This is a genomic window from Cellulosimicrobium sp. MI9406, assembly GCF_040595865.1.
GTDB classification, from domain to species: domain Bacteria; phylum Actinomycetota; class Actinomycetes; order Actinomycetales; family Cellulomonadaceae; genus Cellulosimicrobium; species Cellulosimicrobium funkei.
The window spans coordinates 303,240-322,344 of record NZ_JALIZI010000003.1; the positions used below are offsets into that span (position 1 = coordinate 303,240).

Consider the following 19,105-nt stretch of genomic DNA (forward strand, 5'->3'; position numbering starts at 1 on the left):
CCGGCGGGGTCCTCGGGGTCGCCGCGGCGTCAGCCCATCGTGTTGACGATGAGGCCGATGTGGGTGAAGAAGTTCATCGCGCCGAACAGCAGGAACGCGACGCCGGACAGGCCCCAGGCCCACCCGATGACGACCCGCACGACGCGCCGCCCGGAGCGGACCGCGAACGGGAAGAGGATCGCGCCGACGCCCACGAGCGCGATGAGCCCGGACATGAAGATCGCCTCGACGAGCGGGTAGGCGGCGAACGCGCCGGAGATCGGCTCCTCCGGCGGCGCGGCGAAGAGCTGGTACGTCACGCCGGCGATCGCGATGGCGACGAGACCGAGGCCCATGCCGAGCACGAACACCGACACGGGGCGCGCGACGGCCTGCAGGTGCTCGGTGGCGTCGGCCCGCTCGAGCGCGGCGCGGCCGCGCGTCCAGAGGTAGAACGCGGCGGCGAGGAGCAGCACGCCGAACGCGAGGCTCGTCTCGCCGAAGATGATGTTGTCGAACGGGAAGCCGCCCGCGGCGAGCGGCCACGTGAGCGTCATGTGCAGCCCGGTCGCCGTGAGGATCGTGCCCAGCACGCCGAACGCGAGCGACCAGCCCTCCACGACGATCTTCCCGGGCGCCCGCAGCAGTTCGCGGCCGAGCATGACCAGCAGGATCAGCCCGGCGCCGACGGCGACGGACATCACGGTGTTGTAGGTGGGCATCTGTGCCCAGTCGATGACGAGCCCCTCGGCGGCGACCATCCTTCTCCACTCCTCGTTCGTTCCACGGGCCGCGCTCACGGTCCGAGGGCGATAACCATACGCACGTATAGGTTATTCCTCACTACGATGGCCGCGTGGACGACGCTGCGGGTGCCCGGGACCGGTCGGCGACGAGCGGCGCGCGGGGCGCGCGCACCACGGTGCAGGGGCGCAGCGCGGAGCGACAGCGCGCGATGGTCGACGCCGCCGCGCACCTGCTCATCGACCAGGGCTTCGCCGCCGTGACCCACCGGCAGGTCGCCCGCGCCGCGGGCGTGCCGCAGGGGTCGGCGTCGTACTACTTCCCGACGAGCGCCTCGCTCGTCGCCGCCGCCGTCGAGGCCGCGGAGGACGTGCGCGCGACGGCCGCGCAGGAGCACGCCGACACCCTCGCCCACCGGCGTCGCTCGAGCGCCGCGACGGCGCGCGAGCTCATCGAGACGCTGTACGCCCCGCACGTGGACGACTCGGTGGTCGACGTGCGCCTCGACCCCATGCTCACGGCCATGCGGGACCCGGCGCTGCGGCCGATCATGCGCGCGTCGCGCCCGCGCCTGCTTGCGGCTGCACGGACGGTGCTCGACGCGTCGGGCCACGGGCACGTGACCGACACCGACCTCGTCGCGCACGTCGTGGACGCGGCGCTGCTCTCGGGGGCCGCCGCGGAGGACGGCCACGTGCTCGACCACGCGACGCGGACCGTCGCCCGCTTCCTCGTCCACTGGCACTGACGGCGCAAACTTACTGACCAGTTACTTGGTTTCCGGTAGAGTGACGGCGCCCGGTCCGCCGACGCCGTGCCCGCACCCGCGGCGCCGCCGGGTGCCGTCGCCGCCGCCGTGGAAGGACCGTCCTTGAGCACCCTGCCCTACCTCGACCCCGCCGTGCCCGTGGCCGACCGCGTCGAGGACCTCCTCGCCCGCATGACGCTGCCCGAGAAGGTCGGACAGATGCTCCAGCTCGACGCGCGCGACGGCGTCGGCCCCGCGGTGCTCGAGAAGCACGCGGGCTCGCTGCTGCACACCTCGCCGGAGAACGTCCTCGCCGCGCACGAGCTCACCGGGCGGACACGGCTGCGCATCCCCCTGCTGCTCGCCGAGGACTGCATCCACGGCCACTCGTTCTGGGTCGGCGCGACGATCTTCCCCACGCAGCTCGGCATGGCCGCGACGTGGGACCCCGCGCTCGTGGAGCAGGTCGCGCGCGCGACCGCGGTCGAGGTCGCCGCGACCGGCGTCCACTGGACCTTCTCCCCCGTGCTCTGCATCGCCCGCGACCTGCGCTGGGGCCGCGTCGACGAGACGTTCGGCGAGGACCCGTTCCTCATCGGCGAGCTCGCGTCCGCGATGGTCCGCGGCTACCAGGGCGACGGGCTGTCCGACCCGACGGGCGTCCTCGCTACGGCGAAGCACTTCGCGGGCTACTCCGAGACGCAGGGCGGGCGCGACGCGAGCGAGGCCGACATCTCGCAGCGCAAGCTCCGGTCCTGGTTCCTGCCCCCGTTCGAGCGGGTCGCGCGCGAGGGCTGCGCCACGTTCATGCTCGGCTACCAGTCCATGGACGGCGTGCCCGTCACCGTGAACGGCTGGCTGCTCGACGACGTCCTGCGCGGCGAGTGGGGGTACACCGGCACGCTCGTCACCGACTGGGACAACGTGGGCCGCATGGTCTGGGAGCAGCACATCCAGCCCGACTACGTGCACGCGTCCGCCGCGGCCGTGCGCGCCGGCAACGACATGGTCATGACGACTCCGCGCTTCTTCGAGGGCGCGCTCGAGGCGGTGGACCGCGGCCTCGTCGAGGAGGCCGCGATCGACGCCGCCGTCCGGCGCATCCTCACGCTCAAGTTCCGCCTCGGCCTGTTCGAGGACCCGCGGCGGCCGGACGTCGCGCGCCAGCAGGCGGTCATCGCGTCGGCCGAGCACGCCGCGGTGAACCTCGAGGTCGCTCGCCGCTCCCTCGTGCTCCTCACCAACGACGGGACCCTCCCGTTCGCGGGCGGGCTCGACCGCGACGCCGGCACGCCCGACGGCCGGGCCCTCGCCCCGGCCGGGGCGCCCGCCCGGAGGATCGCCGTCGTCGGCCCGAACGCGGACGACGACCACACGCAGCTCGGCGACTGGGCGGGCGCGTCGGGCCAGGCCGACTGGCTGCCCGACGGGCACCCGCGCGAGATGACGACGACCGTGCTCGACGGCTTCCGCGCGCTCGCCCCGGAGGGCTGGGCCGTGACCCACGCGCGCGGCGCCGACATCCTCACGCTCGCGCCCGACCCCGAGGGCGAGCTGTTCCCCGACGGGCAGCCGCGGCCGCAGGTCGTCGTCCCGGCCGCGCCCGACGACGCGCTGATCGCCGAGGCCGTCGCCGCCGCGCGCGACGCCGACCTCGCCGTCGCCGTGGTGGGCGACCGCATCGAGCTCGTGGGCGAGGGGCGCTCGACCGCGACGCTCGAGCTCGTCGGCGGCCAGGTCGCGCTGCTCGACGCCCTCGTCGCCACCGGCACCCCCGTGGTCGTGGTCGTCGTCGCGTCGAAGCCGCTCGTGCTGCCGCCGTCGGCGCACGCGGCGGCGGCGGTCGTCTGGGCGGCCAACCCCGGGATGCGCGGCGGCCAGGCCGTCGCCGAGCTCGTGCTCGGGCTGATCGAGCCCGAGGGCCGGCTCCCGATCTCGTTCGCACGCCACGCCGGCCAGCAGCCCACCTACTACAACGTGGTGCGTGGCCAGCACGGCGTCCGCTACGCCGACCTCACGCAGAGCCCCGCGTTCGCGTTCGGCGAGGGCCTGAGCTACACCACCGTCGAGTACGCCGACCTGCGGGTGCTCGGCACCGAGCACGGGCCCGACGACGTCGTGCGCGCCGAGGTCACGCTGACGAACACCGGCTCGCGCCCGGTGCGCGAGACCGTCCAGGTCTACGTGAGCGACACCGTCACGTCGGTGACGTGGGCCGAGAAGGAGCTCAAGGCCTACCGCAAGGTGGACCTCGCGCCGGGCGAGTCGGCGACCGTCGGCCTCGAGGTGCCCGTGGCGGACTGCACGCTCGTCGACGCGCGCGGGCGCCGCGTCGTCGAGCCGGGCGCGTTCGAGCTGCGCGTCGGGCCGTCGTCGCGCGAGGACGCGCTCCTGCGCGCGTCGTTCACCGTCGCGGGCTAGTCCCGCGCACGACGGAGGGCACCCGGGTCGACCCGGGCGCCCTCCGTCGTCTGCGGCGGCCGGGCCTCAGGCGCCCGTCGCGACGCGCTCCCGCTCGACGGCGGACTCCTCGCGGTCGACGCGCGCCGCACGCAGCCGCGACATGATCACCGCGCCGAACGCGATGGCGGCCGCGACGACCGCGATCGCGATGCGCAGGACGTGGTTGGCGTCCTCGGGCACGCTCATGAGCACGACCGCGGGCGCGATGAGCACCGACACGAGGTTCATCACCTTGATGAGCGGGTTGATCGCCGGGCCGGCGGTGTCCTTGAACGGGTCGCCGACCGTGTCGCCGATGACGGTCGCGGCGTGCGCCTCCGAGCCCTTGCCCCCGTACGCGCCGTCCTCGACGATCTTCTTCGCGTTGTCCCACGCCCCGCCCGAGTTGGCGAGGAACACGGCCATGAGCACGCCCGCGCCGATCGCGCCCGCGAGGAAGCCGGCCAGCGGCCCGACGCCCAGGCCGAAGCCGACGGCGATGGGCGCGAACGCCGCGAGCAGGCCGGGGGTCGCGAGCTCGCGCAGCGAGTCGCGCGTGCAGATGTCGACGACCCGGCCGTACTCGGGGCGCTCCTGGAACGTCATGATCCCGGGGTGCTCGCGGAACTGGCGGCGCACCTCGAACACGATCGCCCCCGCCGCGCGCGTCACCGCGTCGATCGCGAGACCCGAGAAGAGGAAGACCGTCGCGGCACCGAGGATCACGCCCACGAGCGTGATGGGCGAGATGATCTGGTAGTCGAGCATCGCCGTGACGAGACCGCTCCCGACGCCCTGCACGTCCGCGAGCGCGTGGCTCACGGCGTCGGCGTACGACCCGAACAGGGCGGTCGCCGCGAGGACGGCCGTCGTGATCGCGATGCCCTTGGTGATCGCCTTCGTCGTGTTGCCCACCGCGTCGAGGTCCGTGAGGATCTGCGCGGCCTCCGCGTCGCCGTCGCCCGACTCGCCGACCGACATCTCGTAGATCCCCTGGGCGTTGTCGGAGACGGGACCGAACGTGTCCATCGCGACGATGACGCCGACCGTCGTCAGCAGCCCGCACCCGGCGAGGGCGACGAGGAACAGCGCGAGCCACACCGACCCGCCTGCGAGGAGGAACAGGCCGCAGATCGCCGCGGCGATCACGCCCGCCGTGTACACGGCCGACTCGAACCCGACCCCGATGCCCGACAGCACGACCGTCGCCGCGCCCGTGCGCGAGGTGGCCGCCACGTGCAGGGTGGGCTTCGACGTCGTGCCGGTGAAGTAGCCCGTGATCCACAGGATGATGCCCGCGAGGACGATCCCGATGACGACGGCGAGGCTCGCGACGACGCGCGGGTCGGCCGCGATCCCGGACAGGTCGCCGAGGTCGGCCGTGCCGTCGAGCGCGGCGAACGACGACGGCAGGTAGACGAACGCGGCGACGGCGGCGAGCACCGCGCCGATGAGCGCCGAGAGGTAGAACCCGCGGTAGATGGCCTTGAGGCCGTTCTCCTGGCCGCGCACGCGCGTGATGAACACGCCGAGCACCGCGACGAGCGCGCCCAGGGCCGTCACGACGAGCGGGAATACGAGGCCCTCCTCGCCCATCGCCGCCTTGCCGAGGATGAGCGCCGCGACGAGCGTCACCGCGTACGACTCGAACAGGTCGGCCGCCATGCCCGCGCAGTCGCCGACGTTGTCGCCCACGTTGTCCGCGATGGTCGCGGCGTTGCGCGGGTCGTCCTCGGGGATGCCCTGCTCGACCTTGCCGACGAGGTCCGCGCCGACGTCCGCCGCCTTGGTGAAGATGCCGCCGCCGACGCGCATGAACATCGCGAGCAGCGCGGCGCCGAACCCGAAGCCCTCGAGCACCGCCGGGGCGTCGCCCTTGTAGACGAGCACGACGCCCGCGGCGCCGAGCAGGCCGAGGCCGACGACCGACATGCCGACGACGCCGCCCGTCCGGAACGCGATGCGCGCGCCCTCCGAGCGCCCGCCGGGCCGGGTCGCGGCCGACGCGACGCGCACGTTCGCGCGCACCGCGAGCCACATCCCGAGGTAGCCGATCGCCGCCGAGAACCCGGCGCCCACGAGGAACGCGACCGAGCGCCCCACGCGGATGCCGCCGTCGCCCGGCAGCAGGAACAGGAGGCCGAAGACGATCGCCGCGAACAGCGCGAGCGTGCGGAACTGGCGGCTCAGGTACGCGCCGGCGCCCTCCTGCACGGCTTGGGCGATGTCCTGCATCTTCGCCGTGCCCTCGTCCGCGGCGAGGACCTGTCTGCGCAGGACGACCGCGAAGGCGAGGGCCACGAGGGCGATCGCCGCGATGACCGCGACGATGGTGAGACTTTCCGTACCGAGCGTGAGCATCCGTCCTCCTTGACGAACCGCGCGACCGTCGCGCCGGTCCCCTGCCGGAGCGATGGGGGTGAGTCTACGCACGTGTGTCGTACGTCACGACCACTCGTGCACGACGTCACGAGCGCGCCCGGTGACGGCGCCCCGGGGCCCGTCAGCCCGGCGGTCGCGCGGCCCCTCCGCCGGCGTCCGGGGCGAGGCCCGTGGCGAGGCGCGCGACGGCGTCGGGCCGCGTGAGCGGGTAGAGGTGGCCCTCCCCCGCGAGCCCGACCCGCGGGACCCCGAGCCGGTCCGACAGCTCGCGCTGCGCGCGCAGGAACCGCGCGCTCGCCCGCAGGCCGGTGACGAGCAGCGGCTCGGAGCCCGCGGGCAGACGGCGGCCGTCGTCGAGCAGGTCGCGCACCCGCGGCGCCTGCTCCCAGCTCGCGAACCACTGGTGGGCGAGCAGCGTCCACGCCTCGCGCGAGCCGTAGCGGGCGCGCGCGACGTCGTGCGGGAGCCGGTCCGGGGCGCGCGTGACCACCCGGACGCCCACGCGGCGCAGGGTCGCGCCCGTCACGGCGAGCCCGGTCGCGAGCACGCCCGCCGCCGCGGTGCCGGCCCGGGCCGTGACCCGCCCCGTGTGCAGTGCCGGGAGATGGGCCTCCCACGGGCTCGTCGGGTCGAGGAGCACGAGCCGGCGGACCTCCTCCGGGTGCCGCAGCGCCCACTCGATCGCGGTGAGCCCGCCGACGGAGTGCCCGACGAGGTCCACGGGCCGCGACCCGTCGACGCCGAGACCCTCCCGCACCACGTCGACCGGTCCCGTCACGGGCACGCGCCACGCGTCGAGGACGCGGACGTCGTCGGTGCCGGACGCGGTGCCGAGGGCATGCGCGAGCGGGGCGAAGTCCTCGGGCGTGAGCGCCAGGCCCGGCAGGACGACCCAGGTCATGCGGACTCCCTCTCTCGCGGTGCGCGACCACCCTACGGAGCGCTCCTGGGCGTGCGTAGGGTGGAGCCTGTGTCGACGCCCAGCACCCCCGTGACCGACCCGACCCTCCACGACCGCGCCCTCGCCCACGCGCACGACCTCGCGACGTTCGTCGAGGCGTCCCCGTCGTCGTACCACGCGGCGCACGAGGTCGCGCGCCGGCTCGAGGCCGTCGGCTTCGAGCGCCTGGACGAGACCGCGGCGTGGCCGTCGGTGACCGGCGGCCAGGGCGACGGGCCCGCGGGCGGGCGGTACGTCGTCGTGCGCGACGGCGCGGTGATCGCCTGGGCCGTGCCCGCGGGCGCGACGGCGACCACGCCGTTCGCGATCCTCGGCGCCCACACCGACTCGCCCGGCTTCAAGCTCAAGCCGCGCCCGAGCGTCGGCCGCGAGGGCTGGTGGCAGGCGGGCGTGGAGATCTACGGCGGCCCGCTGCTCAACTCGTGGCTCGACCGCGAGCTCGAGCTCGCCGGTCGCCTCGTCACGGCCGACGGCGCGGAGCACCTCGTGCGCACGGGCCCCCTGCTGCGCATCCCGCAGCTCGCGATCCACCTCGACCGCGCCGCGAACGACGGGCTCACGCTCGACAAGCAGCAGCACACGCAGCCCGTGTGGGGCCTCGCGTCGGCGTCCGGTCCGGCCGGGTCCGACGTCGCGGGCGCGCCGCACAGGACGAGCGGCGGGGACGTGCTCGCCGAGCTCGCGCACCACGCGGGAGTGCGGGCGAGCGAGGTCGCCGGGTACGACGTCGTGGTCGCCGACACCCAGTCGCCCCGCGTGTTCGGCGCGCACGACGCGTTCCTCGCGTCCGGACGGCTCGACAACCTGCTGTCGGTGCACGCCGGTCTCGTCGCGCTGCTCGAGGTCGCGGGCACGCCCGACCGGCCCGTCGAGGGCGCCACGATCCCCGTGCTCGCCGCGTTCGACCACGAGGAGATCGGGTCGGAGTCGCGCTCCGGCGCGTCCGGCCCGTTCCTCGCGGACGTGCTCGACCGGGTCGCGGCCGGCCTCGGCGCGACCGACGAGGAGCGGCACCGTCAGCTCGCGGGGTCGCTGTGCGTGTCGAGCGACGTCGGCCACTCGGTGCACCCCAACTATCCGGAGCGGCACGACCCCGCGAACCGGCCGCTCGCCGGCGGCGGGCCGATCCTCAAGATCAACGCGAACCAGCGCTACACGACCGACGCGCACGGCGCCGCGGCGTGGGCGCGCGCCTGCGCCCGGGCCGGGGTGCCGAGCCAGGAGTTCGTCTCGAAGAACACCGTGCCGTGCGGCTCGACCATCGGGCCGCTCACCGCGACCCGCCTCGGCATCCGCACGGTCGACGTCGGGGTCCCCATCCTCTCGATGCACTCCGCGCGCGAGCTCACCGCCGTCGTGGACCCGTGGTACCTCTCGCGCGCCACGGTCGAGATCTTCCGCGGCTGAGTCTCCCCCTCTCCCCCCGCGGCCGAGCATGTGGTTGCGGACCGTGCCGAGCGCCGGACGGGCGACGACCGCATGTTCGGGACCTGTCAGTGGCGCTCGGCGCGGGCGCGGACGCCCCGCAGCATCTTCTGCGTCATGAGGAAGCTCACCGGCTGCACCGCCTCGACGACCGCGCGGCCCGCGGCGCCCAGCGGTACATACCGCTCGCGGACGAGCAGGCGCGACCGCGGGGTGCCGTCCGCCCCCGGCGGGAGCGGTCGCACGACGAACGCCCACGAGAACCGGAACGGCATCGTGTCCGGCTGCCCGGGCCCGGGCGCGCCGAGCAGCACGAGGTGCGAGCCCGGCTCGAGCGCCGCCACCCGCAGGACGGCCTCGTCCGCCAGGCGGACGTCGTCGCCCACGGCGAGGCCCTGCCAGCGCTCCTCGATCGACTCCGCGCTGCGGATGCCCAGGCCGACCAGGTTCTCGAGCGCGTCGTAGGAGTAGAAGCCGCCGCGCCCCTGACCGAGCTGGACGAGCCACGGCCAGACGTCGGCCGGCGGCGCGCCGACCGTCACGGCCCGCGTCGCGACGACGGCGCGCGCGTCGGGGACGAGGTCGTCGCCGGGGAGCACGCACTCGTGCTCGCCCTCCCAGGTGCCCCACGTCTGGGTCATGCGCCGGGTGAGCAGGAGCGCCCCGGCGGCGAGCGCCGTCGTCGTCAGGACCCGGATCCCACGCCACGCTGCCATGCGTCGATCGTCGGCCGTGCGCCCCTCCCCGCGCGAGGGCCGGAGGTCCCGAGCACGGCCCTCGGCCGAACCGTGGGCCCGAGGTGGGACACTCGGAGACGTGCTTCACGCCCCCACCACCTCCCCGCGACCGACGAGCGCGACGCTGCTCGACGTGCTGCGCGCGGGCGGACGGCGCGACGAGCGGCTGCGGCACGTGCGCGAGCTGCCCGCGCGCCCCGGCACCCAGGGCGAGTGGCCCGCGTGGGCCGACGCGTCGCTCGTCGCCGGGTACCGCGCGCTCGGCGTGGAGCGCCCCTGGGAGCACCAGGTCGAGGCGGCCGACGCCGCGTGGTCGGGCCGGCACGTCGCTCTCGCGACCTCCACGGGTTCGGGCAAGTCGCTCGCGTTCTGGCTCCCGGCGCTCACGGCCGTGCGCGCCGACGCCGCGACGCGCGTGCTCGACCCCGGCCGCATCGAGTCGGTCGCACGGCGCGGCGCCGTGCTCTACCTCTCGCCCACGAAGGCGCTCGCGGCCGACCAGCTCTCCGGGCTCCAGCGCCTCCTCGACGCCGCCGGGACGCGCGACGTGCGGGTCGCGACGTGCGACGGCGACACCGGGCAGGACGAGCGCCGGTGGGTGCGCGAGCACGCCGACGTCGTGCTGACCAACCCGGACTTCCTGCACTTCGCGCTCCTGCCGCACCACCGCGGCTGGACGCGGCTGCTGCGGGACCTGCGGTACGTCGTCGTGGACGAGGGGCACGCCTACCGGGGGGTGTTCGGCGCGCACGTCTCCCTCGTCCTGCGGCGCCTGCGCCGGCTCGCGGCGCACTACGCGCGCGAGGGCGACCCGCCTCCGGCGTTCGTCGTCGCGTCGGCGACGACCGCCGACCCGGCGACGAGCGCGGCACGGCTCGTCGGCGTCGAGCCCGACGACGTCGTGACCGTCGCGCGCGACACCTCCCCCGCGGGGCGCAAGACGTTCGCCCTGTGGGAGCCGCCCGTCGTGGTGGGCTTCGAGGCGTCCGCGGACGACGGGCCCGCGGAGGGCCACGACGACGACCCGGCGGTCGCGACGCCCGCCGAGGGGCCGGAGCACCCCCGCCGCAGCGCCACCGCCGAGACGGCCGACCTGCTCGCCGACCTCGTCATCGCGGGCGCCCGCACGCTCGCGTTCACGCGCTCGCGCCGCGGCGCGGAGTCCGTCGCGGTCCAGACGCAGGACAGCGTGCGCGTCGTCGACCCCCGGCTCGTGCGCCGCGTCGCCGCCTACCGCGGCGGCTACCTGCCCGAGGAGCGGCGCGAGCTCGAGGACGCGGTGCGCACCGGCGACGTGCTCGGCCTCGCGACGACCAACGCGCTCGAGCTGGGCGTCGACATCTCGGGGCTCGACGCCGTCCTCATCGCCGGCTGGCCCGGCACCCGCATGTCGGTGTGGCAGCAGGCGGGCCGCGCCGGGAGGGCGGGCGCCGACGGCCTCGTCGCGTTCGTCGCCCGGGAGGACCCGCTCGACACGTTCCTCGTGCACCACCCCGAGGCGGTGTTCGACGCACCGCTCGAGGCGACCGTGTTCGACCCCGCGAACCCCTACGTCCTCGCGCCGCACCTGTGCGCGGCGGCGGCGGAGGTGCCGCTGCGGTCCGAGGACCTCGCCGCGTTCGGCACGCCCGACGTCGTGCGCGGCCTGCTCGACGTGCTCGTCGCGCGCGGCGCCCTGCGCCGCCGGGCGTCCGGCTGGTACTGGACGCACGCGCAGCCCGCGTCGGGCATGACCGACCTGCGCGGCTCCGGCGGCGCGCCCGTCCGGGTCGCCGAGGCACGCACCGGCCGGCTGCTCGGGACCGTCGACGCCGCCTCCGCGGACGGCTCCGTGCACGACGGCGCGGTGTACGTCCACCAGGGCCGCACCTACGTCGTCGAGCACCTCGACCTCGCGGACCACGTCGCGCTCGTGCGTCGGCAGGACGTCGACCACGGCACGTGGTCCCGGTCGACCACGTCCATCACGATCGTCGACGAGCCCACGGACGGGGACGTCGCGACGGGCCGCGAGGTCGTCGAGCGCAGCTGGGGCCCGGTCGGCTGGGGCTACGGCCCGGTCGACGTGTGCTCCCAGGTGGTGAGCTTCCAGCGACGCCGCCTCCTCGACATGCAGGTCCTCGGCACGGAGACCCTCGATCTTCCCGAGCGCACGCTGCCGACGATGGCCGTCTGGTGGACCGTCCCCGCCTCCGTGATCGAGGAGGCGGGCGTCGACGCCGACGAGCTGCCCGGTGCGCTGCACGCCGCCGAGCACGCGTCGATCGGCCTGCTCCCCCTCCTCGCGACGTGCGACCGCTGGGACCTCGGCGGCGTGTCGACCGCGCTGCACGCCGACACCGGCGAGGCCACCGTGTTCGTCCACGACGCCTATCCCGGCGGGGCCGGCTTCGCCGAGCGCGGGTTCGAGCTCGGCGCGACCTGGCTCCGCGCGACGCGCGACGCCATCGCCCGCTGCCCGTGCCACGACGGCTGCCCGGCGTGCGTGCAGTCGCCCAAGTGCGGGTCGTACAACGCCCCGCTCGAGAAGGCCGCCGCCGTCCGGCTGCTCGATGCCGTGCTGGCGCACGCCCCGGCCACGGCAGCTGAAGCCGACGCCGACACTGCGGGACGGACCGCAGGTCTCCCGCGATAGGGCACGGCACCTCCGCAAGGTCGAGGCCTGGTGCCGTCCGGTCGCTCCCGCCGCGCGAAGGGCCGATCTCCCCAGGTCACGCTCCGCTCGCACGACCCGGCGGACCGCTGACCGTGCCGGTCGCGGACCCTCGTCGCGCCCTCGCCGGCCCGTGTCAGGAGCGCCGGCCTCTCGCGTGTGCCGAGCCGGAGCAGACGGTGGCGACCGTTCATCGCGCGCTCGCCGGGCCGGCCCGTGCGGCGGCGGTCGCGCGGCCGAGCGTGGCGCCGAGGAACGTCACGCCGGCTCTCGACTCGACGTCCACCCGGACGACCCCGGCGCCCTGCTCCGTGCACGCGACGACCACGGCCCGGTTGCGCGCCGCGGCCTCGCGCGCCCGGCCGCAGGGTTCCCACCCGTCGCGGACTGCCGTCGCCGCCGCGAGCGCCGCGAGGTCGGCTCCGGTCTGAGCGGTGCCACGCGCCGCCTGCGCCTGCGCGAGCCCGGCGAGCGCGAGAGCCAGCACGAGGACCGCCGCGACGACCCCGAGCACGAGCACCGTGCCTGCTCCGTGCTCGACGTCGAGATGGTCAGCCGCCGCCGGCCTCGCACCCGGTCGTCCGTCGGTCCCGGTCCCGGTCCCGGTCTCGGTCCCGGTCTCGGTCCCGGTCCCGGTCCCGGTCCCGGTCCCGGTCCCGGTCGCGGTCGCGGTCGCGGTCGCGGTCGCGCTCTCGGTCTCGGTCTCGGTCTCGGTCTCGGTGCACCGTTTCCGCGGAGGCCGCGCCGCGGTCACGGCTCCGCCCACGCGACGGCCGCGCCGCTCGCGCGCAACGGCGACCCGGCGAGCCACCCGCCCACGACAGGCGTCGTGACGTGCACCTCGACCCACGGGTCGCCGCGCAGCACGCCGACCGTCGCGCCGGCTCCGGCGACCCGGAGCGCGGTCGCGCGCACGGTCGCGTCGTCCTCACCGATGGCCACCGCCCGGGCGGCGGCCCTCGCCGCGTCGGCGGAGCGCATCTGGGCGCCCGCCGCCGCGGCGAGGGTGAGGACCACGACGAGCACCAGGACGACCGCCGGCAGGGCGACCGCGAGCTCGGCCGTGACCGCACCACGCTCTCCGCCCTGACGGACCCGGCCCCTCAGCCGGCGGTTCTCCGCCCCGGCGTCCCGTCGCACGGGCTCAGCCCAGCGAGAGCGCGCTGCGCACGATGCCGAGCAGCATCTCGCGCACCTCGCCGCTCTTCAGCACGACGATGAGCAGCCCGGCGAAGCCCGCCGCCGCGACCGTCGCGATGGCGTACTCCGCCGTCGCGAGTCCCGCCTCGCCGTCCTGCCTCGTGCTCGTCCCCGTCAGGCGCGCGAGCGCGCGCCGCGGCTGTCGTGTCATCTCCGGCTCCCCTCTCGTGGCCCGCGTCGTGCGGGCGGTCGGGGAGACCCTGCCGGGACCTGCAGACCTGGCGCACCCCACCGCGGGGCGTCGGTGGACGGGGCCCCCGGGGTGACGGCCTGTGCACGGCAGCGCGCGCTCCACCCGCGTCGACGGGTCGAACCGCCAGCACTCCGTCGCACGATCAGCATCCCGTCGACAGTTGCGCGACGAGCACCGCCGTCGTGCGAACAGCACCCCGTCGACAGGTCGAGCGACCAGCATCCCGTCGCACGATCGGCACCCCGTCAGCAGGGCGCGCGACCAGCCCCCCGCCGACAGGTCGAGAGACCAGCCCCGGCCAACCGGGGCGCGGTCAGCCCCAGGTGAGCGGGTCGAGCTCGAGGTGGAAGCGGAGCCTGCCGGGGTCGACCGGGGACCCGTAGCGCGGCACGAGCGACTCTTCCAGGGCATGCGCGTGCTCCGGCCAGGTGTCCTGGGCGTTCGCCAGGAGGAGGGAGAGGTCGGCGTGCCGGTCCGCGACCCCGAGCCGCCCGACGTCGACGAACCCGCGGAGCTCCAGCGTCTCGGGGTCGAGCAGGACGTTGGGCAGGCACAGGTCGCCGTGGCAGACCACGAGGTCCGTGGCCTGCTGCTCCCGCCGCCACGGCAGCTCGGCGGTGAGCTCGGCGAGTAGGTCGGCGGGATCCCGGGACTCCTGCTCCGGGCGTAGGAACTCCGGGTGGACGCGGCCGCCGTCGACCACGTCGCGGGCGAGGGCGACCATGGCGTCGAGGCTCCGGTCGAACGGGCAGTCGACCACGGGGAGGTCGTGGAGGGTCCGCGCCGCCGCGAGGACGCTCGTCCAGGCGCGGTCGACCTCGTCGGGGCGGACCGTGTCGGCGGGCACGCCCGGCACCGTGCGCGTCACGAGGACGGCCTGCTCCCCGGTGTCCTCCCACGCCAGCACCTCGGGCACGGCGATCCCGTGGGCAGCCGCCCAGAGCGCGCGGTCCCGCTCGTCCGCCAGGTCGGCCGCCTGGTCCGGGCCCACGACCTTGGCGTGCCGTGCGCCGTCCGCGCTGACGAGCACGCGGGCCGAGGACTCGCCGCTCCCGACGTCCCGCCAGGCGTCGTCCCGGAGCGCAGCGGGCACACGGGAGACGGGGAACGGATCCATGCGGCCACCGTAGCGACACCGAGACCCACGCCGAGACCCACGCCCGCCCCGTCCTCCGGACCCTCGACGCCTATCCGGAGAGCAGACCCGCCCCGAGGGAGACGAGGACCGGCAGCAGTCCGACGAGCACGAACGCGGGGAGGAAGCAGGCACCGAGCGGGAGCACGAGGTGCACGGCGAGCCGCGCCGCGGCAGCCTTGGCCGCTCCGGTCCGGTCCTGGCGCGACGCCCCGGCCGCCGCCCGCAGCGACGACGCCGGAGCAGCGCCGTGCAGCCACGCGGGCCGCAACGCGCGCTGCACGACCCCGAGCCGCGGCGGTGCACCCGCCCAGGCACCATCCCACGACGCCCCGAGGAGGAGCGCCGCGCCGGCGGCGCGCAACCCCGCACCGTCGCGGCCCCCGACGCACGACCCGACGACGTCGAGCGCTCGCGGGATCGCCGCCCCCGACCCGACGGCGGCCGCGAGCAGCTCGAGGAGCACTCCGGTCTCGATGCCGGGTTCGCGGTCGTCGCCCCGGCGCCGTCGGCCGCCCGGGCCGTCGGCGGGATCGCCCGGCGCGAGCACTGCCCGCCCGACGGCGACGGCGCGCCGTCCGACCTCGGTGCGCGCGGACCACCACGGCGCCGCGGCCGCCAGGACGCAGAGCGCCACGAGGACGAGGGTCACCGGTGCTCTCCTTCCCGGGCGGGCCGCGCCGCGCGCCGCGCGATCACCCGTCGTCCCCTGCGGTGCGCGCCCGCTCGACGAGCCGAGCTGACCACGTGCGGCCCGCGACGAGCAGCAGGACCCCGAGGAGCACGCCCGCCGTCCCGAGGCCGCCGTCGGTCGCGGTGGCGAGCGGGTCGGCGCCCAGCACGTAGCCGAGCAGGACCCCGACGACCGGGAGCCAGAGCAGCACGCGGGCGGTCGCGCGCGGTCCGGCGAGCGCCGCCTCCCGCTCGGCCCGCGCCTCGGCGTCCGCGGCCACAGACGCGGCGACCTCGTCGAGCACGGTCGCGAGCGGCGCACCGAGCTCCGCGGCCAGCCGGCACGCCGCGACGAGGGCACGCGCCGTCGCCGGGCCGCCGACGTGCGGCGCGAGGTCCGCGACCCGCGGGACACCCCCGCCGTCGACCCGGACCCCGACCGCACGACCCCACGCGACACCCGGCGCGGCTCCGGACCGCAGGAGCGCCCCGACCTGCGTCACGACGACGCGCACGAGCTCGGGCACCGCTTGCGGTCGGGCCGGGCGGCGCAGGACGGACCACCGCACGCCGCGCGACGCCGACCGACCGACGACCCTGCGCGCCGACCGACCGCCCCGGGCCGTGGCGCACCAGACCGCGGCACCGACGAGGAGACCCACGAGGACCGTCATGCGCGCACTCCCCCGCCGCGCACCGTCCGGGCCGCACCGGCGCGGAGACTCCCGGCACGTCGTCGCGTCATGCGGACCACCGCCCCACGAGCTCGTCCCACGCCGGTCCCGCGACCGGCCCCGCCGCGCCCGTCGACCCGCCGCCCGGCGACCCGTCTCCCGTCGACCCGCCGCCCGGCGACCCGCCGCCCGGCGACCCGCCTACCGTCGACCCGCCGCAGGGCGACCCACCGCCCGGCGGCACGACGGTCCCGTCCCACGACCCCGCGACGTCCACGCGCAGCGCGCCGCGCTCGTCCTGCCGCACGACGCCGAGCTGCGCGAGGACGCGCCGGGTCGTGCCCGCGCTGCGGACGCGGCGCAGGTGCAGCACGACATCGAGGCCGCCCGCGGCCTGCGCGGCGACGGCGGCCCGGTCCATCCCGGCGAGCGCCGCGAGCGCCTCCAGCCGGGCGGGGACCACCTCGACGTCGTTGGCGTGGATCGTCGCGAGGCCGCCGTCGTGGCCCGTGTTGAGTGCCATGAGCACCTCGCGGACCTCCGGCCCGCGGCACTCGCCGAGCACGATGCGGTCGGGCCGCATGCGTAGCGCGGCGCGCACGAGGTCGGCGAGGTCCACGCCGCCTGCGCCCTCGACGTTGGGCCGCCTCGCGGTGAGCGGGACGACGTGGGGATGGTCCGGGTCGAGCTCGCGCGCCTCCTCGACGCAGACGACCCGCTCGTCGGGCGGGACGAGCGCGAGGAGGGCGGCGAGGAGCGTCGTCTTGCCGGTGCCGGTGCCGCCGGAGACGAGGACGTTCGCGCGCCGCGCGACGAGGCCGCGCAGCACCGGCTCCCACGCGTGCGGGACGGTGCCGCCCGCCACGAGGTCGTCGAGCCGGAACGTCCGGGTCCGCAGGACGCGCAGCGAGACGACGGCCCCCGTCGCGCACACGGGCGCGACGACGGCGTGCAACCGGGTCCCGTCCGGAAGGCGGGCGTCGACGACGGGCGACGCGTCGTCGAGCCGCTGCCCGCCCGCCGCGGCGAGGCGCACCGCGAGCGCCCGCACGGCCTCGGGGCCGCCGAGGGCGACCTCGACCCGTTCGAGCCCGGCGCCGCGGTCGACCCACACGTCGTCGGGCCCGTTGACGAGCACGTCCGTCACGCCGGGCTCGTCGAGGTACCGCTGGAGCGGCCCGGCCCCGAAGATCTCCGCGTGGGCCGTCCGGGTCAGCTCGCGCAGCGCGGTCGTGCCGAGCACCCGGCCCGACGCCCGCAGCGCGTCCGCGACGGCCGCGTCGCCGAGCACCTCGGTGGCGCCGCCCGGCTCGTCGCCCGACCGCACGAGGCGGTCCCGGACCCCGTCGAGCAGGGCGACCCGGCCGCGCTCGGCACGCGGTGGCGCCTCCCCGCGGCGCTGCGCCCCGTCCGCGACACCTCCGTCCCGACCACGCCCGCCGCGCGGCGCACGCGCCTCCCGCGCGCTCACCGGGCAGGCCCGAGGTAGCGCGCGGCGAGCTCGCGACCGGCCCGGACGACCGGCCCGCGCCCGACGCACGGCCCGTGCCCCCGCTCGACCGCGCCGGCGAGCGCGCGGTCCCACCCGGCGGTGGCGGCGACGTCGAGCCCGACGGCGGCGGCCACCTCGGGCGGCGAGAGCCGACCGGGAGCGGGGCCGCGCACGACGAGGGCGGCCCGGCCCGGCAGACGGTCGCGCACCGCGGCAGCGCCCGCGACCCCGGCGACGTCGAGCGGGGTCACGAGGAGCACCTCGTCGCAGGCCTCGAGCAACGACGCCCCGGCAGCACCCGCCCCGAGGGCCGCGCGGTCGGCGTCGAGCACGAGCACCCCGGACCTCGCCGCCGTGGCCTCGGCGAGCGCGGCGACGACGTCGGCGAGCGCCGCCTGCTCCGGGCCTCCGCCGCGCTCGGTGCTGACGACCGGCACGGTGCCCCAGCGGGGCAGGCGCGCGAGGAGGTCGTCGCCGTCGATCCGGCCCCGCGCGTCGGCGAGGTCCGGCCAGCGCACGCCCGGGTCCTGCTCGACGCCGAGCAGGACGTCGAGGCCCCCGCCCACGAGGGAGAGGTCGACCAGGCACGTCGGCGCCCGCCGCCGCGCGACCGCCCGGGCCAACGACGCGGCGACGACGCTCGCCCCCGCCCCGCCGCGCGCACCGACCACCGCCACGACCGCTCCGTCCATCGCGCTCCCCCGCCCTCCGTCGACCGGGGACCACCGTGCCCTCTGGGCGAGGGCCGCCGTCGGCCCCCGACCCGCCCTGGGGACGGGCCGGTCGGCGAGCGCTCCTGGGGACGGCCACGTTCCGCCGCTAGGCTCGCGACCGTGACCCCGCTCCCGGACCCGACGGACCCGCCGCGCGCCGGCCGGGTCGCCGCGTTCTTCGACCTGGACAAGACGATCATCGCGACGTCGTCGGCCGCGGCGTTCTCGCGGCCGTTCTTCGCGGGCGGGCTCATCAACCGCGGGGACGTGCTGCGCAGCGCGTACGCGCACTTCCTGTTCATGGTGGGCGGGGCCGACGCGGACCAGACGGAGCGCATGCGTGCGCACCTGTCGAACCTCGTGACCGGCTGGGACGTCGCGACCGTCTCCCGCATCGTCGAGGAGACGCTCCACGAGCACATCGACCCGGTCGTGTACGCGGAGGCGGTCGAGCTCATCGAGTCGCACCACGAGCACGGGCACGACGTCGTCATCGTCTCCGCCTCGGGGAGCGAGGTGGTGGAGCCCATCGCCGCGGTGCTCGGTGCCGACCACGCCATCTCGTCCCGGATGGCCGTCGAGGGCGGTCGCTACACCGGCGCGATCGACTTCTACGCGTACGGCGAGAACAAGGCCGTCGCGCTGCGCGAGCTCGCGGAGCGCGAGGGCTACGACCTCGCGGCGAGCTACGCGTACTCGGACTCCGTGACGGACGCGCCGATGCTGAGCGCCGTCGGCCACGCGTTCGTCGTCAACCCCGACCGGACGCTGCGTCGTCTCGCCGCCGAGCACGGGTGGGGCGCGCTGACGTTCTCGCGGCCCGTCGCCCTGCGCTCGCAGCTCGCGGCGCCGACGCCGGTGCTCGCCGCCGCGGGCCTCGTCGGGCTCGGCGTCGTCGGGTGGCTCGTGTGGCGGGCCTGGCGCCGACGCTCGCGCGGCTGACCCTCTTCAGCGT

Annotated in this window: 17 protein-coding genes; 5 read left to right on the plus strand and 12 right to left on the minus strand. The window is 76.4% G+C overall.

Annotation, left to right across the window (positions count from 1 at the left end; translation table 11 throughout):
- Window positions 1-29: 29 nt before the first annotated feature.
- The gene (locus tag MT994_RS06955) at window positions 30-740 is read right to left on the minus strand and encodes a DUF981 family protein (protein WP_021482095.1); all 711 of its coding nucleotides are present in this window, start codon (window positions 738-740) and stop codon (window positions 30-32) included.
- A gap of 95 nt (window positions 741-835) precedes the next feature.
- Between MT994_RS06955 and MT994_RS06960 the strand changes: the two genes are divergently transcribed.
- Together MT994_RS06960 and MT994_RS06965 are read left to right on the plus strand one after the other, a co-directional pair.
- Window positions 836-1,471, plus strand: coding sequence for a TetR family transcriptional regulator (locus tag MT994_RS06960; RefSeq protein WP_354805687.1), 636 nt, complete (start codon window positions 836-838; stop codon window positions 1,469-1,471).
- 123 nt (window positions 1,472-1,594) lie between these two features.
- Window positions 1,595-3,892 (plus strand): glycoside hydrolase family 3 N-terminal domain-containing protein, encoded by a 2,298-nt coding sequence (locus MT994_RS06965; protein WP_354805688.1) that lies wholly within the window; start codon window positions 1,595-1,597, stop codon window positions 3,890-3,892.
- A gap of 66 nt (window positions 3,893-3,958) precedes the next feature.
- Here MT994_RS06965 and MT994_RS06970 read toward each other — a convergent pair whose 3' ends face one another.
- Window positions 3,959-6,274 carry a sodium-translocating pyrophosphatase gene (locus tag MT994_RS06970; protein WP_114553775.1) on the minus strand — a complete coding sequence of 772 codons (2,316 nt, stop codon included), beginning with the start codon at window positions 6,272-6,274 and terminating at the stop codon, window positions 3,959-3,961.
- Window positions 6,275-6,416: 142 nt separating this feature from the next.
- Window positions 6,417-7,196: an alpha/beta hydrolase gene (locus MT994_RS06975; RefSeq protein WP_354805689.1), complete on the minus strand. Its 780-nt coding sequence runs from the start codon at window positions 7,194-7,196 to the stop codon at window positions 6,417-6,419.
- Between the two features lie 90 nt (window positions 7,197-7,286).
- Here MT994_RS06975 and MT994_RS06980 point away from each other — a divergent pair, with 90 nt between their 5' ends.
- Window positions 7,287-8,663 carry a M18 family aminopeptidase gene (locus MT994_RS06980; RefSeq protein ID WP_354805850.1) on the plus strand — a complete coding sequence of 459 codons (1,377 nt, stop codon included), beginning with the start codon at window positions 7,287-7,289 and terminating at the stop codon, window positions 8,661-8,663.
- Window positions 8,664-8,749: 86 nt separating this feature from the next.
- Here the strand turns inward: MT994_RS06980 and MT994_RS06985 are convergent, their stop codons facing one another.
- Window positions 8,750-9,397, minus strand: coding sequence for an SRPBCC family protein (locus tag MT994_RS06985; RefSeq protein WP_354805691.1), 648 nt, complete (start codon window positions 9,395-9,397; stop codon window positions 8,750-8,752).
- Window positions 9,398-9,497: 100 nt separating this feature from the next.
- On the opposite strand from MT994_RS06985, the gene MT994_RS06990 reads away from it, so the two are divergent.
- Window positions 9,498-12,053 carry a DEAD/DEAH box helicase gene (locus tag MT994_RS06990; RefSeq protein WP_354805693.1) on the plus strand — a complete coding sequence of 852 codons (2,556 nt, stop codon included), beginning with the start codon at window positions 9,498-9,500 and terminating at the stop codon, window positions 12,051-12,053.
- Between the two features lie 208 nt (window positions 12,054-12,261).
- Here MT994_RS06990 and MT994_RS06995 read toward each other — a convergent pair whose 3' ends face one another.
- From MT994_RS06995 to ssd, 8 genes are all read right to left on the minus strand, one after another.
- Window positions 12,262-12,921, minus strand: coding sequence for an Rv3654c family TadE-like protein (locus MT994_RS06995; protein WP_354805694.1), 660 nt, complete (start codon window positions 12,919-12,921; stop codon window positions 12,262-12,264).
- Window positions 12,822-13,211, minus strand: coding sequence for a TadE family type IV pilus minor pilin (locus tag MT994_RS07000; protein WP_354805695.1), 390 nt, complete (start codon window positions 13,209-13,211; stop codon window positions 12,822-12,824). The genes MT994_RS06995 and MT994_RS07000 overlap by 100 nt, the downstream gene beginning before the upstream one ends.
- Before the next feature lie 4 nt (window positions 13,212-13,215).
- Window positions 13,216-13,422 (minus strand): DUF4244 domain-containing protein, encoded by a 207-nt coding sequence (locus MT994_RS07005; RefSeq protein ID WP_354805697.1) that lies wholly within the window; start codon window positions 13,420-13,422, stop codon window positions 13,216-13,218.
- Between the two features lie 355 nt (window positions 13,423-13,777).
- Window positions 13,778-14,581, minus strand: a complete 804-nt coding sequence (locus MT994_RS07010) for an aminoglycoside 3'-phosphotransferase (protein ID WP_354805698.1) — start codon at window positions 14,579-14,581, stop codon at window positions 13,778-13,780.
- A 70-nt stretch (window positions 14,582-14,651) separates the two neighbouring features.
- Window positions 14,652-15,251, minus strand: a complete 600-nt coding sequence (locus MT994_RS07015) for a secretion system protein (protein ID WP_354805699.1) — start codon at window positions 15,249-15,251, stop codon at window positions 14,652-14,654.
- A gap of 43 nt (window positions 15,252-15,294) precedes the next feature.
- Entirely contained in the window at window positions 15,295-15,945 is a 651-nt protein-coding gene (locus MT994_RS07020) for a hypothetical protein (RefSeq protein WP_163185857.1), read from the minus strand.
- A 67-nt stretch (window positions 15,946-16,012) separates the two neighbouring features.
- Window positions 16,013-17,272, minus strand: a complete 1,260-nt coding sequence (locus MT994_RS07025; RefSeq protein ID WP_354805851.1) for a TadA family conjugal transfer-associated ATPase — start codon at window positions 17,270-17,272, stop codon at window positions 16,013-16,015.
- A gap of 140 nt (window positions 17,273-17,412) precedes the next feature.
- Window positions 17,413-18,129, minus strand: coding sequence for a septum site-determining protein Ssd (gene ssd / locus MT994_RS07030; protein WP_354805701.1), 717 nt, complete (start codon window positions 18,127-18,129; stop codon window positions 17,413-17,415).
- 141 nt (window positions 18,130-18,270) lie between these two features.
- Here ssd and MT994_RS07035 point away from each other — a divergent pair, with 141 nt between their 5' ends.
- On the plus strand, window positions 18,271-19,092 hold the full coding sequence (locus MT994_RS07035) for an HAD-IB family hydrolase (protein ID WP_061266569.1): 822 nt from the start codon (window positions 18,271-18,273) through the stop codon (window positions 19,090-19,092).
- The last annotated feature ends 13 nt before the right edge of the window (window positions 19,093-19,105 follow it).

Coding starts and splice junctions, on each gene's coding strand:
- MT994_RS06955 (WP_021482095.1), bottom strand. CDS start 740: ATGGTCGCCGCCGAGGGGCTCGTCATCGACTGGGCACAGATGCCCACC.
- MT994_RS06970 (WP_114553775.1), bottom strand. CDS start 6,274: ATGCTCACGCTCGGTACGGAAAGTCTCACCATCGTCGCGGTCATCGCG.
- MT994_RS06975 (WP_354805689.1), bottom strand. CDS start 7,196: ATGACCTGGGTCGTCCTGCCGGGCCTGGCGCTCACGCCCGAGGACTTC.
- MT994_RS06985 (WP_354805691.1), bottom strand. CDS start 9,397: ATGGCAGCGTGGCGTGGGATCCGGGTCCTGACGACGACGGCGCTCGCC.
- MT994_RS07005 (WP_354805697.1), bottom strand. CDS start 13,422: ATGACACGACAGCCGCGGCGCGCGCTCGCGCGCCTGACGGGGACGAGC.
- MT994_RS07010 (WP_354805698.1), bottom strand. CDS start 14,581: ATGGATCCGTTCCCCGTCTCCCGTGTGCCCGCTGCGCTCCGGGACGAC.
- MT994_RS07020 (WP_163185857.1), bottom strand. CDS start 15,945: ATGACGGTCCTCGTGGGTCTCCTCGTCGGTGCCGCGGTCTGGTGCGCC.
- ssd (WP_354805701.1), bottom strand. CDS start 18,129: ATGGACGGAGCGGTCGTGGCGGTGGTCGGTGCGCGCGGCGGGGCGGGG.